Consider the following 14549-nt stretch of genomic DNA (forward strand, 5'->3'; position numbering starts at 1 on the left):
CAAAAACACTGAATAGAAAAGCGCATGAGAACGCTTTTCTACTCGTAAGGTTTATTTCTTGCCGATAATATCCATGATGGTCTCGACAGATTCAGCAGAAGCCAGTTTCTCGATATTATCCATGTCAGAACATGTTACCGCGATGCCTGATAAGATTTCAAGATGTGTGCCGTCTTTTCCTGCAATTCCGAAGATCAGACGGACCTTTTGGCCATCGAAATCCACGCCATTTGGCACCTGGATAACAGTAAAGCCTGATTTGATGACAGCCTTTTTGGCCTCTTCCGTTCCATGAGGGATTGCTACATCATTCCCCATATAAGTGGATGTGATGTTATCACGTTCAATCATCGCTTCAATATAGCTCTCTTCCACATAGCCTGCATCTACAAGCACTCTTCCGGCAAAGCGGATTGCTTCATCCTTATCAGCAAACTCTTTGTTCAGGAAAATATTTTCCGGACGCAATAAGTCGTCTTCATGTGACATTTCCTCATCCGCCATGTCAGGAACATTTTCTTCTGCTTCTTCAACGATTTCGTGCAGCTCCGAGTTAGCCGGGAACTGCAATGCGTCAATCAGCTTGTCATATTCCGGACTTGAAAGGAAATTATCAACCGATACATGGAAGGCATTCGGCACTTTCTGGCGTGCCCTTGGTGTCAGTTCTTCCTGTGTAATGACGATCTGGGCATCTGCAGGAAGATTGGAGATCGCTGTATTCGTAACTGCAACGTCCATCCCTGCTTCCTTCACCTTTTTGCGCAGCAGTGATGCACCCATGGCACTTGAGCCCATTCCCGCATCACACGCAAAATAAATTTTAGACACGTTATCAGGCATTTCAGCCTTTCCACCTTCTAATACGCTAGAAACAGAGCTTTTCTTACCTTTCATTTCCTGCATCTTTTTCGCAGCTTCTTCAATATCTTCTTCACCCTGCTTGCCTGTTTTCATGATGAATGCAGAGACAAGGAATGAAACTATTGCAGCCACAAGCACACCTGCAAAGTTTGCAATATACGCACTTGCATGATGAGGTGTTACTGCAGTGATGGCGATGATGCTTCCCGGTGATGAAGGAGCGAACAATCCGCCGCCTAAAAGAACCAGTGTGAACACACCGCTCATTCCGCCAAGGATAACCGCAATAATAAGCATAGGACGCATTAAAATATACGGGAAGTAAATTTCATGAATCCCGCCGAAGAAGTGAATGATTCCGGCACCTGGAGCAGATTTCTTTGCATTCCCTTTTCCAAAGAACATGTAAGCAAGCAAAACACCAAGACCAGGTCCAGGGTTCGCTTCAAGCAGGAACAGGATAGATTGTCCTGTTTCTTTTACCTGCTCAACTCCGATTGGCGACAGAACACCGTGGTTGATGGCATTGTTCAGGAATAATACCTTCGCCGGTTCAATCAGGATGCTTGTCAGCGGAAGCAGCCCGGTGCCAATCAGCCAGTCAACACCTGCTACAAGCCAGCCTGTGAATTCATCAACTGCAGGCCCTATTCCGAGGAACGCAAGGATTGCCAGAATGGCACCAAGAATTCCTGCTGAGAAGTTGTTCACGAGCATTTCAAAGCCTGAACGCACCCGTCCTTCAACCAATTGATCAAATTTCTTAATTACATATCCGCCAAGAGGACCAATTACCATGGCGCCAAGGAACATTGGAATTTCTGCCCCGGCAATAACCCCCATTGTCGCTATGGCACCAACAACGGCACCGCGCTGATCATGAACAAGCTTACCACCGGTGTATCCGATTAACAGCGGAAGCAAGTATGTCACCATTGGCCCTACCATTTTGGCAAGGCTTTCATTTGGAATGAAACCAGTAGGTATAAATAAAGCTGTAATAAGACCCCATGCGATAAAAGCTGAGATATTCGGCATTACCATGGAGCTCAGGAAGTTACCGAACTTCTGTACAGCAACTTTTAGATTAGATTGAGCCATTTACACTCATCCTTTCAAAATAAGTACTTTATTACTAATGGTAAAGTACATTACTGCCGGACTCAACAAAGGAGAAACCTAACTTTGTCGCCTGACTGATGACAAAACTATGGTTTCTCCTGTATTAGGTCTAGTTCCCGCTCTTTTCTCACTTGTTCACTTCAATGAGCCTGGTTGCCTGCACGGGTTTTCCGCCGGCCATTAAGGCCCCGTGATTGTTGGAATTAAGAGTTACCGTAATTTCATGTCTGCCTTCCTTCAGTTTGCCTAAATGATAGTACTCTCCGTATAAGCGGCTGATTTTTTTGCCATTTATGTATAAGTGGGCATGTCCCTCGTTATAGCTTGGCTGCTTCTCGCCCGCCTTTTCAGGGGCAAAGGCAAAATGGACGAGATCCAGCTTCAAAAGCCATGTATCCGGACCGTCCGGGGATACGGTTACATCTACAGACGGAATCTCATTTTCTTTCGGAATTTCCACATATCCATGTGCCATGTGATTCGCTGCACCGGTCTGATTATGAGGATGTTGACTGGTGTAAAAATAAAAAAAGCCTAAAAAAATAAGGATAAAACTGATCAAGCTTCTTGCTCTTTTCATCATGCTTCCTTCTCCATCCTCTTAATCATAAACCCAATGATAACAAGCAATAATCCTATTGCTAAAAAGGCCAGATCATAGAAAAAAGGGTTTTCTGCCAGTGGCCTGACACGGTGCACCTGGAGGATATGATGGTCCACAATTCCTTCGACAAGATTAAAGGCTCCTCCCCCTATGAATATACCGCCAGCGAAGATCTTCCAGCTGGTACCCAATTCATTCTTGCGGGCATCCTGAAAAATCTTCATCCCGCCCCAAAGCAGCTTCGCCGAAAATAAGGCTGTGAATAAGCCATCTGTAAAAATTTCGAGTTTGATATTCGGGCTCAGAATCATATGATGCCATTGCAGCAGCTGATGAAATACGATGCCATCAATCGCCCCTACAAGCCCTAAGCCGAGTATTAAGCCGGCTATAAAGAGATTTTTATTTTCTTTTCTCACGTTAAGCACCATCCTGGAAAATCGTCATACTTCGATTAGTGCCCATAACATGGTCAATTTATTCTATTTTTCATAAAAAATAAGGAAAAGCCGCGTCCTGACTTTTCCTTTTTCGTTATTATTGCTGATGTTCTTCCTCAGCAGCCATGGCATCTGCCTTTGTTTTATGCACGGTTCCGAACGGATGCTGCGGCGGCGCATAAATGGAATAAAGCTTAAGTGGCTTATTGCCTGTATTAATGAGATTATGATATTTGCCTGCAGGAATGATAATCGCAAAATCATCCGCTACTTTCCGCTGAAAATCCAGCCGGTCAGGACTGTCCCCCATATAAACCATTCCTTCACCATCTTCAAGTCTCAGGAATTGATCGAGCTCCGGATGAACCTCAAGGCCAATATCCTCGCCAGCATTGATGCTCATTAATGTCAGCTGCAAATGCTTTCCAGTCCATAGGGCTGTCCGGAAGTTGTTATTTTTCTTCGTTGCTTCCTCAATATCTACGACAAATGGCTGCGGACCGAAATCGGTCACCCGATTATTAAGAGAGACTAATCGCGCGGCATTTTCCTGTTCGCCGCTCATTGCCCATAAGAATATATTTTGAACCTGTGGAAGCTGAGTAAGCACGGAACCCCTTTGATTCTCCTCGAAACCTTCCATTTCGATTTGATATGCTCTTTGCAATCCATCGCGGTAATGATCAATGGCAACATGGCCGACCTGATACTCGGGCTGTTTCCCTGTTAAATTGTAATAAAGGTTGCAAAAATGGTTTAAATAAATTTTCTTTCCTTCAATTGCCTGAATAATGTTCTGCTTGTGCTCTTCATTTGGGGCATGCTCTGCCAGTTGCGTGTAAAGCTCAAGTGCAGATGCCTCCCTTTTGACTCCTTCAAGAACCGTTTCACAAAGCTGTTGAAAATGATCCTGATTGCTTCGTAACATTTCGTCAGTATGATATACAGGTGAATGAGGCTGAGGGTAGTAAGGATAGGAATACGCAATAGGATGATACAATACTAGTCATTCCCTTCACAGAATTATCATCACATCATATGCCTATGAAAAAAGAAGGTACGTTGTTTTATTAAGTTGGGCTTGGGTATACAAAAAACCAGTCATGTCCCTGACTGGTTCCTGGAGCGCTCTTTTTCCCTTTTTGTGTCCGAAGTTGCACCCGGTTCTGACTCTGGAGCGCCCATTTTCCCTTTTTGTGTCCGAAGTTGATCGGGGTTCTGACTCTAAACCGCTCTTTTTCCCTTTTTGTGTCCGAAGTTGCACCGGGTTCTGACTCTAAACCGCTCTTCATGATTTAATTATTCCTTCGGGATTTCACAGCCGTCATCATCACAGATTATACCGTCATTGTCATTAAGAACAGTTATCTCGTCCTCTGCTATAATCTTCTGCAGTGCTTGAATGATCATCTCTGTTGGCTGTGCTCCGCTCAGTGCATATTTCTTATTAATAAGAAAGAACGGTACTCCTGTAATGCGGTACGCTTGAGCCAATTGCTCATCTGCACGGACTTCCTCTGCAAACGCATCGCCGGCAAGCATTTGTTCCGCTTCTTCCCGGTTCAGGCCCACTTCTTCTGCTAGCTCGGCTAACGTCGCAGGATCTCCGATATGCCTGGAATCCGTAAAGTAAGCCCGCAGCAGCCGTTCTGTCATTTCTTTCATTAACCCATTTGTTTTTGCAAACATCGTCAGACGATGAGCGTCAAACGTATTAGTGAGAACGATGGTATCAATGTTGAATTCCAGCCCGGCGTTTCTCGCCATCTGCACCATGTTTTGTGTGTTGGCTTTGGCCTGTTCAATCGTCATCCCATATTTCTTCGCCAATTTTTCATACATGTTATCCTGAATATCCCGCTCTGCCGTCGGGTCCAGTTCGAAGCACCTGTAAGTCACTTCGATTGGATGGTTAATCTGTTTAATGGCATCCTCCAGATGCCTTTTGCCAATATAGCAAAACGGTCAAGCGAAGTCAGTCCACATTTCAATATGCATACCTGATTCCTCCCATACAGTATTTTCTTCTTTAGTATAGTTGGGTGGATTTTATTTTACACGGAAAAAGCTCAGGGCCAGGGTTTGCTAATTTGGGATTAGGGCACTTACTGCGCTTATTCCTCCCGATTAACGAGCATGTACCTTCTATTTCAGCGTTATTTATCATCTGTTTGCCAGTTCATCATGATCTGCCGGATGCGGCGGCTCCTCGAACCAGCCATTTTTAATCAGAATGTTTGCACCATCTTCAGCAAAATTAGCGATTTCAGCAGACAAGCGGATGAAATTAAGCGAAATATCTTTTCGTGCACTCGAAGCAGCACTTGTTGCATAAATCCCTGCACTCAGGGCAATAAGCGAAGTGGTCATAAACATCATCAATTTATCTGAAAAGGGAGGTGTTGTGGAATCTGTTACTTCCATATCCCAGGACATGCTAACAGGCAAGTAACTTTCTTCAAGCAGCTCCTGAAAGACCTTTGTATGTTTCGCTGCAATATCCCTTCCCCTTACCATGAATTGACCGACTTCCTTGGATTGGGCAACCTGGCTAAACCCGATCATGACCGAGTTTCCCATGGCATTTCTCTTCAAATTGGAATGGATATTGGTTATTTCAATCACATTCAGGGGCCTCTTATCACCGAACAAACCGCCCATAAATTTTTTGCTCTCGACAAAGCTGGTTTCTTTTACCGGGATGACATGGGGAGATCTCATATACAAGCCTTTATCCACCAGCATTTGTTTTACTTTTGTTTCATACTCATTCACTTCCATCAAACAAGTGTTAAAGTACTCCACAATATCAGACCGGACAGAAAGTGTTTTCGAGAGCGCATAAAAGTTTACTGCAAACATGGCGATATTATAAAGAAAATGAAGAGAGAAATTTTCTGAGAACAATCTTGGGGCTGCAGTGTTCATATCCTCTTCAGACTTAAATCCATAAGGCACGGATAACCCTTCATTTTCAAAAAATCCAGTCAGCTTCTGTAAATGTGTATCCGTTAATTGAAGACCTTCCTGAAGCATGGACAGTAGTTTCTGGTCTTCAACTGTATTTGAAAAATATAAGAAAATACACTGACTCATGCTGCTGTTCAAATAAGACGACCATAACTGCGCTATTTCTGCTGCAGTCAATGCAGTGTTCTGACTATCATTCATGACTACACGTCCCTCCTTTTTCTCTTAGCATTTCCAAAAGCTGAAAGAATTACAAAGGGACATAATAAATAATTAAATATTGCACATCCTAACTATCGGGAGGTGTTTCTTTTGATCGTTTATTACGGTTCCATCAAGAAATTGGATCACTTTCAAAAAGAGCAGGCAGGGCAAAGTAAAATGGAGGAATTAGATACACTTGGAATCTGGTGTACATCGAATTTTGAGTCTGCTAAGTCATTTGCCATTGGGACAGAAACAGTCTGCGAAAAATCGGATACGGAGTTCTGGGAGGATGGAACACCAAAAGTGGTTCAATACGAAAAACCAATCCGCGGGCTTATCTATAAAGTGTATATGGATGAACCAAACTTAAGAGCATTTGATTCTTATGATCATTTCATGAATGAGAGAGACCCCTTTTGCGACTATGCAAGCACAAAAAAAAGACACCTTACCTGGCAAGATAAGGCGATCCTATTGAATAAAGATGAAGCCAACACCCTATTTTGCAGAAGCCTGTTGAAACAAGGCTACGATGGGATGGTCATTGCGAAAATGCCAATTGAAACCGGCCCTGAAGATATGTATTGCATTTTTTCAGGCGATATTATGCAGATTGCTGATGTCTTTCCAATGGAATAGCGCTCCTAAATCACCTCTTTAAGCCAGGAAACCACCTGATCAAGCTCCTCTTTTGTCGTATATTTCCCCAGACTGAATCTGACAGCACCCATTCCAATGTGTTCCGGAACCCCCATTTCCTTCAAAACTGGAGATAATTCCACTTTTCCTGCATGACAGGCAGATCCTGTAGAGGCTGCAAGCTGAGGAATGGCTGATAAAATGTCCTGGCCAATCCGATTCATAAAACTGACATTCAGGGTATTCGGCAGCCGTTTTTCTTCATGTCCATTAAGGAAAACTTCAGCTCCAAAGGCCTCCTTCAATTCACCCCAGAAATAAGTCGTTAAGTCAGCAAGCCCGCCGCCCGAGACATGCTCCCCAGCTAATTCACAGGCTTTGCCGAGCCCGGCTGCAAGCAAAGTGTTTTCAGTTCCTGCTCGCTTTCCAAACTCATGTCCTGCCCCATGAATAAGCGGTTCAAGCTCGATGCCTTTTCTGATATATAAGGCGCCAATCCCTTTAGGCGCATACAATTTATGACCGGCAATGGTTAGCATATCCACATTCAGCTCATTAACATTAACAGGCACCTTCCCGGCGGATTGGGAAGCATCAGTATGAAATGCGATCTTGTGCCTCCTTGCGATTTCCCCTATTTCTTCTATTGGCTGAAGAGTCCCCACTTCATTGTTTGAATGCATAACGGTGATCAGGATTGTGTCTTCCCGAATGGCCTTTTCAATATCCCCAGCAGAAACCATTCCATATTTATCCACATCCAGCATCGTGAGTTCAGCACCTAAACGCTCGAGAAATTTTAAAGGCTCGATTATGGCAGGATGCTCTATTTTTGATGTAATGATGTGCTTGCCTTTTGAAAGATGCTTGAAATAATAGCCCTTTAATGCGAGGTTGTTTGCTTCACTTCCGCCGCTGGTAAAAATAATCTCTTCAGGTGAGCATGACAGCAAGTCAGATACCTGCTGCCTCGCACGATTCATTTTTTCTTTTACCGGCAGCCCTGCCCAGTGAGGTGCGGAAGGATTTCCGTAAAAGTCTGTCAGAAAAGGATACATGTGATCTGCAACCTCTGGGGCCAAAGGTGTGCTTGCGTTGTAATCGAGATATACTTTGTTCATTTCCCTTCCCCCTTTCTTTAAGAATATCAAAATAATAAAGGAAATAGAGCTTTAGTTTAATTTAAAAAGGGATGCCCCCGCACCCCCTCCCACAAAAAACATTTAACAATATATTTACAGACCTTTTATCCTGCTTTAATAAAGCAGGCTTAAAATAAAAATATACCAACTAATCGAAAGGAGCTGGCGCTATGCTTGAGAAACTTTTTAGATTAGCGGTCCTGACTATTTTTTGTACGCTTTTCCCGTAAGCTTTTATCCTAAAAACTCAGTTTTTAGTTTTTTTTATCTCCCAATGGAAGCCCGGCATCAAAATGTGAGCTGACAAGTCTATGTAATGCTCGATCAACTGCCGCGATATCGGCTTTCACTCAAACTTTTACTTTCTCTCCATCACAGCAAAGTAATTCTCTTCACCATCCGCAAAGTTAAAAACCCGGCCTGAAGGCATTTCTGCAATTTCTCCAACCGTAATGCCCTTGTTTGAAAAATCGCTATGAAGTTTTTCAAGATTTTCTGTAAAAAACATCAACGAAGGGGTGCCCAGGTTTAATCCCGGCGACATCTTCGCTACCCATTCCTTATTATGCAGAATCATACTCGTCTCCGACGCCTTTGATGGAGATACTTCGATCCATCTCATTCCCTGGCCATTATCTTCCTCGGCCAATACATGAAATCCGGCTTTCTCAGTCCAAAAATTTACTGCTTCATCCTGATTGTTAACGTATAGCATAATTTGTCCGACTTGTTTAATCATGTTCTTACACTCCTTTCGTTATTTTTATATTAAATAAAACTGAAAATTTAATCAATTGAAAAGAGCCCTGCCCCGGGGACAAAGCTCAGCCTTCTTAGTAATAGTAAGGATATGGAGCGTACGGGTAAGGCGGGTAAGGATAATAAGGATATCCAAAGCCTGGTCCCGGCGTCAGCAATGCTCCTGTCGCAAGCCCTCCTAAAAATCCAAGCCCCAGACCAAAGCCTGGTCCTCCAAACCCGAATCCCGGCCGGCCAAACCCGAATCCGGGTCTTCTTCCAATTCCAAATCCGGGACGTACTCGATGGTCAGTGAAATACATGCCATTGTGCGGAACAAACTCCTGTGACACCGGCATGTGCTGGTATTGATAATCCAAACGGAACTCCTCCTCTGTATTTGTCTACAGTAAAGGATATGCGTCAGTTGCCTATGGGGTATGGGCCCCTGCCCTTAATTCGAAAACAATCTTCTTTTAATAGATAAGTAACCACACCTCTGTTATGGTTCTGCCATATCTATAAATTAAATTGATATAAAAAGAGGGATACTAGTGACAAGAAGAAAACAGATTCCTTGCCTTTTTCCCGGATACCGATGGTGCGGTCCGGGATGCAGCGGACCAGGCGCCCCTATTAATGGAGTGGATGCCTGCTGCAGAGCACATGATAAATGCTGGGCAAGCGGGAGATCCAAATGCAGCTGTGACCGGGAATTTATCAGATGCCTGAAGCCAAAAACAAAGCTGCATGGCGAAGAAGGAACCATTGCGACGATCATTTATATTTATATGAAGATTCAAACCGATTTTACCTGCAGCCGGATTCGGAAGAGAAGACTTTATTAGAAAGCGGCACTAGTCGCTTTTTTTTATTCGCAGTAATATTGCTTTATTTGATTACTTCAATTAAACTCAAAATTAGTTATCTGAATAATAAGAAAACCGAAGGAGGAACCATGAAAATAGGAGCGTTTTCAGTAAGCTTAACCGTAAAAGACATTCAGAAGTCAAAAGAATTTTACGAAAAACTTGGTTTTGAGGCATTAGGCGGAAATATTGAGCAAAATTGGCTGATTTTGAAGAATGAAAACTGTGTGATAGGTCTATTCCAAGGCATGTTCGAGAAAAACATCCTTACATTTAATCCTGGCTGGAACCAGAACGCAGAAAACGTAGAGGAATTCACTGACATTAGGGACCTTCAAAAGCAGCTGAAGGAACAAGGGATCTCTATTATAAATGAGGCAAATGAATCAGGCTCCGGCCCTGCAAGCTTCACCCTTGAAGATCCGGATGGCAATGCTATTCTTTTCGACCAGCATAGATAGATATTCTTCTTACATAAAAATAGAAGCAGCAGTGCCCATTGTCACTGCTGTTTTAGCTCAAAACAATCACCGTTCATTTCCCCGTTTAAAGTTCCCCGTTATCTTCGCCATGATTAATTGCCTGCTCTTTTCATCTTCAGCATCATTCATTCTTTTTAGAAACTTCTCTGACTCTTTACCTTTTAGAATCTTCACTTGTTTTCCATTAAAATCAAGAAACACTGTGCTATTTTTATTTACCCGAAAGCTAAATGGTTCTTCATCCAGGCGATTCCTTTTATCAATATGATCCATTTTCTTCCTCCTTGCTTAACAAACTATAATATAAGAAAACAGAATTTTTTAACTAAATAAATCAAATAATATTCTATACATCTATACTCATCCAATTGCAGAAGTGGAGTTCATGTGTATGAGCATAATTTTAGCCCTGCTGGCCTCATTATTTGCATCTTTCACTGCTATTCTCGCTAAAATTGGCATTGAAAAGGTTGATTCCAACCTGGCTACCGCCGTACGGACGATTGTGGTGGTCATCATGGCTTTTTTAATGGTCCTTATTACTGGTGAAACAGATAGCATCTTTACTATTTCGTTGAAATCCTGCGTATTTCTGATCCTGTCCGGCCTGACAACCGGCCTATCATGGATCTTCTTTTTTAAAGCGATTCAGATTGGAGATGTATCAAAAGTAGTTCCCATTGATAAGTCGAGTGTCGTCTTAACGATCCTCTTATCCTTTATTATTCTCAGGGAACCCGCCACAGCTCTGGTTGTTTCAGGCGGAATCATTATTTCCATTGGAACCTTTGTCTTAATTGGCCGAGACAGGAAAAAGACCCGCAAAAAGAAAGTATTTAATACAAAGTCCTATATTTTTCTGGCCGTCCTGTCCGCAGTATTTGCTGCAGCCACCAATATTTTAGCGAAGATCGGAATTGAAGACGTCGACTCCAATGTGGCTACCTTTATCCGGACTGTGGTCATCATTCTTTTCGCCTGGGGCATCGTATTTTTCCAGGGGACTGTTAAGGAGCTTAAAAGCATTTCGAAAAAGTCCTATTTATTTCTTTTCCTCTCTGGAGCCGCAACCGGATTATCCTGGCTGTGCTATTTCGGCGCTCTCGCAATCGGCAAGGTTAGTGTCGTGAACCCCATTGATAAATTCAGTGTGGTGCTGACAATGATTTTAAGTTTTATTATTTTAAAAGAGAAGCCGTCAATGAATACCATTGCAGGCGCCATTTTGATTACGATTGGGACGGCTTTGCTGATAATCTAGGTGTTAATTAAAGATAATTACATAAGAAAAACGGCTTAAATCCTCAAATTGAGCCGTTTTAATGGAACTTGGGTTTCCAGCACTTTTCAGAAACTATTTAAGCATTATTAATGTATTATTTACTTGCAGATAGACCAAATTTATTTTCGGATAATATATTTTATTTGAGCTTAGCCAATTTCATTATTCCCCTATCCAAAAGCCTGCGAAGCAATAGCATATAATGAATTGTTCCTCTGCGGCATAGCTGCTGAATTTTTCATCATGACGGGAGGAGTGTTTATTTTAACAAAACCGCTTCGCTCCAGATAGAACATAAAATCCGTTCTTCCTCCTGGAACATCAATTCGCAGCTTCCCTTTATGATGTAAAGCCAATTTTTCTACGATTAAGGCAGCTGTATCTGAATCTGGAGCTGCAATGGGTCCAAGTATTAAATTGACTGGCCCCTGTATGGATAATCCATATCCAATGATCTCTCCATTATTATTTTTAACAACAAGGCATTGTTTGGACTGGCTGATTCGATTGCGGAGAAAAACGCTTCGCTTATCCCCAAAGGCAGCCCAATCCAAATTAACAAGCTCAGCAAAATCAGACTGATTAAAGTCTTCTATAAAAACTCCATCATGATCCTGTGAATGCACAGGAACGAATTGATCACAAAGAAATTTGCTTATAGAATCCACTGTTTTGAAACCCACTTTTTCATAAAGGGGCTTTCCTTCCTTCGTTGCAATGAGCATTAGCGGCATATCCCCATTAATACTTTCAGCACACTTCCGGACTGCTTCCATTGCCAGCCCTAATCCCCTGAATTCTTCATGGACAATAACCATGCCAATCGACGCCAGTTTAGTGTCATAGGGGATAATGGCTGAACTGGATATAATTCTTCCTTCAGCATTCTTATGACCGAAAACTCTCCCGGATTCCAAAAGTGTTCTTACTTCATATTCATCATAATCCCATCCAACCGATGCCGATAAATCTATTAGGCCAGGAATATCATATTGATTGAATTCTGCTAGTTCAACTTTCATTCGCTTCTCCCTTTAATTCTTTTGTTTTTTCACTCCAATAAGTATTAAATATCCTTAATACAAAATCCTTCCTGCTTAAAGTTCTAAAAAAGAGATAAAAGAAAGAAATGGACCCGACTGCTATTGCAGGAGGGTCCATTTCTTTCGTTATGCGGATTATTTGGCATTTTGGGGTAAGGCAGCAACCGCTTCTATCTCAACTAATTGGCCGCTATAACCTAAAACAGTGACACCAGACAATGTACTTGGAACATCATGAGAACCGAATTCTTCTCTGACTGCCTGCCATACGGCCACCAAATCAGACTGAGCAGAGGATGCAACGAGGACTCTTGTATAAGCAACATCCTTCAATTCAGCACCACATTCCTGTAAGGCTGCTTTCAGGTTTTCCACACAAAGTTTGGTCTGTTCTTCATACCTTGTTCCCTCAGGTACTCTCCCCTCATGATCAAGCGGACACGCCCCAGCCATAAAGTAAAGATCCATTCCTGCAGGGACATGGGAGGCGTAAGCATAGTCAACGGCAGGTAAAACCTGAGAATGTATGAATGAGATTTTCTTCATTTCTTAAATTCCTTTCCTCTGGCATTTTCTATTTTAATTCCACCTATATATAAGATTTCCTTTTCCAGTTAAACCGTTTTTATCTTTGGCCTTGTTTTTAAATATCTATGTTGTCCATTGATTTCTATCAAGGCTGCTCACTCTCCACTGCTACTTTGTTTTTTATGCATCTGCTGATTTGATGTAATAACTCTTTAGAAGAAAAGTCTTATTCCAGCTCAATCTCCTTAAACCAAAACTCCAGGGCATCCATTGGTTCATCCCTTGTATGTGCATAATAAATTTTTACTTCGTTTGGGTTTGCATTTTCTGGGAGAACAAATGAAAAACTAAATTCTTTGGATGCCTCTATATCAAATATTTGTGGATCTAATACAGGAGGATGCTGATGTTTTATCCATTCTTGAACCGATTCTTCAAAGTAAAACATGTCCATTTTTTCATAATCCTCAAATCTGTTTCGCTTAACATTTGTTACTTCCTCATTATCAGGGACATAAAAAACAATAAAATCAGTGGGAAATCTATAAGCATCTAATGGTTTGTTCCAAACTCCTGTTACTGTATATGATTGATTTTCCTTTTGGACAGTAAAATTCAATGAATCAGGAGTTGTATGATACCAAGAGTTAAAAAACACAAATCCAGCAAAAAGGAATATTGCTAATACCGGCAGTAAAAATAGCAGTGCCACTATTCTGCTCGTCTTCCAAAACTTAATTCCTAAAATAAATAAACCAATAAGCACTATAACTGCAAGTATAATAGACATTTATTTACCCTTTCTCTATTTTCAATTATTCATTCTAATCCGGCTTACCCCAATAAAGTAACCGATTATAGGTGAAATTCCATACCCCATGATTGGCATTGGAAAATGACCATTTCCTTGAAGACTTTAACATATTTATTAACCATCCCGTTAAATAAACTTCACCCTGCGCTTTATTAAACCTCTAATAGGGCGATTATTCTTTAGCATAGTCAACAGCAGGCAAAACCGGCGAATGTATTTTCCTCTTTGACATTTACTAAAGTAATTCAATCTATATATAAGATTTCCTTTTTCTGTTAAACTATTTTTATTAACCATTTTAAAAGGCGGGTGACATGTTGCGGAGTTTAAAATTAGTAAGTATGATCGTTATTGCCTCTGTCACCTTATTGTTTGGCTGTTCGGATAAACCGGTGGATCAAGCGGAATTCCCGCCTGAGAAGACTGCATTTGCTGCAGTGAATGGCTCCGAATATCCAATGGAAAAAGGAAACTTTCGGTGGACCCGAAAAAAAGGCATTGAAACAGAATCAGTAACCACTGATCACGCATCACCGAATCAGATGGCGGAATATCTTAAACCTATTCCTGTCAAACCGGACCAGAGAGTCAAAGTGAAAATTGAAGATAACCCCGTTATGAAGGTGTATTTATGGAATGAAACAGGAAAAGAAAGAGAAATCAAAATGGAGGATAATCAAATAACTGTCCCTTCAGAAAAAGGCAAATATATTTATGAAGTCTTAGCTCAATGGAAAAACGGTGAAATTTCTTTTACATTTGTAGCGGAAGTTCAGTAATAACAGGGAAACCTGGACATGGTTTC

18 protein-coding genes are annotated in these 14549 nt (G+C 41.7%); 5 read left to right on the plus strand and 13 right to left on the minus strand.

Translation table 11 applies throughout. From position 1 onward, the window contains the following. Nucleotides 1-51: 51 nt before the first annotated feature. The 6 genes from BK139_RS08740 to BK139_RS08770 all read right to left on the minus strand — a co-directional run bounded on the left by BK139_RS08740 (nucleotide 52) and on the right by BK139_RS08770 (nucleotide 6201). Nucleotides 52-1965, minus strand: a complete 1914-nt coding sequence (locus BK139_RS08740; protein ID WP_076257959.1) for a PTS mannitol transporter subunit IICBA — start codon at nucleotides 1963-1965, stop codon at nucleotides 52-54. Nucleotides 1966-2113: 148 nt separating this feature from the next. After that, a complete protein-coding gene (locus tag BK139_RS08745) occupies nucleotides 2114-2569 on the minus strand; it encodes a hypothetical protein (RefSeq protein WP_083675334.1) in 456 nt (151 codons plus the stop codon). Beyond that, nucleotides 2566-3009 carry a DUF2243 domain-containing protein gene (locus BK139_RS08750; protein ID WP_175609087.1) on the minus strand — a complete coding sequence of 148 codons (444 nt, stop codon included), beginning with the start codon at nucleotides 3007-3009 and terminating at the stop codon, nucleotides 2566-2568. Before BK139_RS08750 ends, BK139_RS08745 begins: the two co-directional genes overlap by 4 nt. A 118-nt stretch (nucleotides 3010-3127) precedes the next feature. Next, entirely contained in the window at nucleotides 3128-4030 is a 903-nt protein-coding gene (locus BK139_RS08755; protein ID WP_076257961.1) for a cupin domain-containing protein, read from the minus strand. A 299-nt stretch (nucleotides 4031-4329) separates the two neighbouring features. After that, nucleotides 4330-4983 (minus strand): DsbA family oxidoreductase, encoded by a 654-nt coding sequence (locus tag BK139_RS08765; RefSeq protein ID WP_076257963.1) that lies wholly within the window; start codon nucleotides 4981-4983, stop codon nucleotides 4330-4332. Nucleotides 4984-5193: 210 nt separating this feature from the next. Then, nucleotides 5194-6201 (minus strand): DUF3231 family protein, encoded by a 1008-nt coding sequence (locus BK139_RS08770; protein WP_076257964.1) that lies wholly within the window; start codon nucleotides 6199-6201, stop codon nucleotides 5194-5196. Between the two features lie 102 nt (nucleotides 6202-6303). Between BK139_RS08770 and BK139_RS08775 the strand changes: the two genes are divergently transcribed. Continuing rightward, on the plus strand, nucleotides 6304-6846 hold the full coding sequence (locus BK139_RS08775; RefSeq protein ID WP_286148319.1) for a hypothetical protein: 543 nt from the start codon (nucleotides 6304-6306) through the stop codon (nucleotides 6844-6846). Between the two features lie 5 nt (nucleotides 6847-6851). Here the strand turns inward: BK139_RS08775 and BK139_RS08780 are convergent, their stop codons facing one another. The 3 genes from BK139_RS08780 to BK139_RS08790 form a co-directional block, all read right to left on the minus strand. After that, nucleotides 6852-7967 carry a cysteine desulfurase family protein gene (locus BK139_RS08780; RefSeq protein ID WP_076257966.1) on the minus strand — a complete coding sequence of 372 codons (1116 nt, stop codon included), beginning with the start codon at nucleotides 7965-7967 and terminating at the stop codon, nucleotides 6852-6854. A gap of 379 nt (nucleotides 7968-8346) precedes the next feature. Next, complete coding sequence (locus BK139_RS08785; RefSeq protein WP_076257967.1) at nucleotides 8347-8727, minus strand: VOC family protein; 381 nt, start codon at nucleotides 8725-8727, stop codon at nucleotides 8347-8349. A gap of 94 nt (nucleotides 8728-8821) precedes the next feature. Then, nucleotides 8822-9049 (minus strand): hypothetical protein, encoded by a 228-nt coding sequence (locus tag BK139_RS08790; protein ID WP_175609088.1) that lies wholly within the window; start codon nucleotides 9047-9049, stop codon nucleotides 8822-8824. A 231-nt stretch (nucleotides 9050-9280) separates the two neighbouring features. On the opposite strand from BK139_RS08790, the gene BK139_RS08795 reads away from it, so the two are divergent. Together BK139_RS08795 and BK139_RS08800 are read left to right on the plus strand one after the other, a co-directional pair. Beyond that, a complete protein-coding gene (locus BK139_RS08795) occupies nucleotides 9281-9574 on the plus strand; it encodes a phospholipase A2 family protein (RefSeq protein ID WP_076257969.1) in 294 nt (97 codons plus the stop codon). Nucleotides 9575-9684: 110 nt separating this feature from the next. Continuing rightward, complete coding sequence (locus BK139_RS08800) at nucleotides 9685-10056, plus strand: VOC family protein (RefSeq protein WP_076257970.1); 372 nt, start codon at nucleotides 9685-9687, stop codon at nucleotides 10054-10056. Between the two features lie 66 nt (nucleotides 10057-10122). On the opposite strand, the gene BK139_RS08805 is transcribed toward BK139_RS08800, so the two are convergent. After that, nucleotides 10123-10350 carry a hypothetical protein gene (locus BK139_RS08805; protein ID WP_076257971.1) on the minus strand — a complete coding sequence of 76 codons (228 nt, stop codon included), beginning with the start codon at nucleotides 10348-10350 and terminating at the stop codon, nucleotides 10123-10125. A 118-nt stretch (nucleotides 10351-10468) separates the two neighbouring features. Here BK139_RS08805 and BK139_RS08810 point away from each other — a divergent pair, with 118 nt between their 5' ends. Then, entirely contained in the window at nucleotides 10469-11338 is an 870-nt protein-coding gene (locus BK139_RS08810; RefSeq protein ID WP_076257972.1) for an EamA family transporter, read from the plus strand. Nucleotides 11339-11529: 191 nt separating this feature from the next. On the opposite strand, the gene BK139_RS08815 is transcribed toward BK139_RS08810, so the two are convergent. From BK139_RS08815 to BK139_RS08825, 3 genes are all read right to left on the minus strand, one after another. After that, a complete protein-coding gene (locus tag BK139_RS08815) occupies nucleotides 11530-12381 on the minus strand; it encodes a GNAT family N-acetyltransferase (RefSeq protein WP_076257973.1) in 852 nt (283 codons plus the stop codon). Between the two features lie 156 nt (nucleotides 12382-12537). Then, nucleotides 12538-12948, minus strand: a complete 411-nt coding sequence (locus BK139_RS08820) for a RidA family protein (protein WP_076257974.1) — start codon at nucleotides 12946-12948, stop codon at nucleotides 12538-12540. A gap of 208 nt (nucleotides 12949-13156) precedes the next feature. Continuing rightward, complete coding sequence (locus BK139_RS08825) at nucleotides 13157-13720, minus strand: hypothetical protein (RefSeq protein ID WP_076257975.1); 564 nt, start codon at nucleotides 13718-13720, stop codon at nucleotides 13157-13159. A gap of 338 nt (nucleotides 13721-14058) precedes the next feature. Between BK139_RS08825 and BK139_RS08830 the strand changes: the two genes are divergently transcribed. Continuing rightward, nucleotides 14059-14523: a hypothetical protein gene (locus BK139_RS08830; protein ID WP_076257976.1), complete on the plus strand. Its 465-nt coding sequence runs from the start codon at nucleotides 14059-14061 to the stop codon at nucleotides 14521-14523. Nucleotides 14524-14549: the final 26 nt, after the last annotated feature.

Source organism: Paenibacillus sp. FSL R5-0490, assembly GCF_001956215.1.
Lineage (GTDB): Bacteria > Bacillota > Bacilli > Bacillales > Cytobacillaceae > Cytobacillus.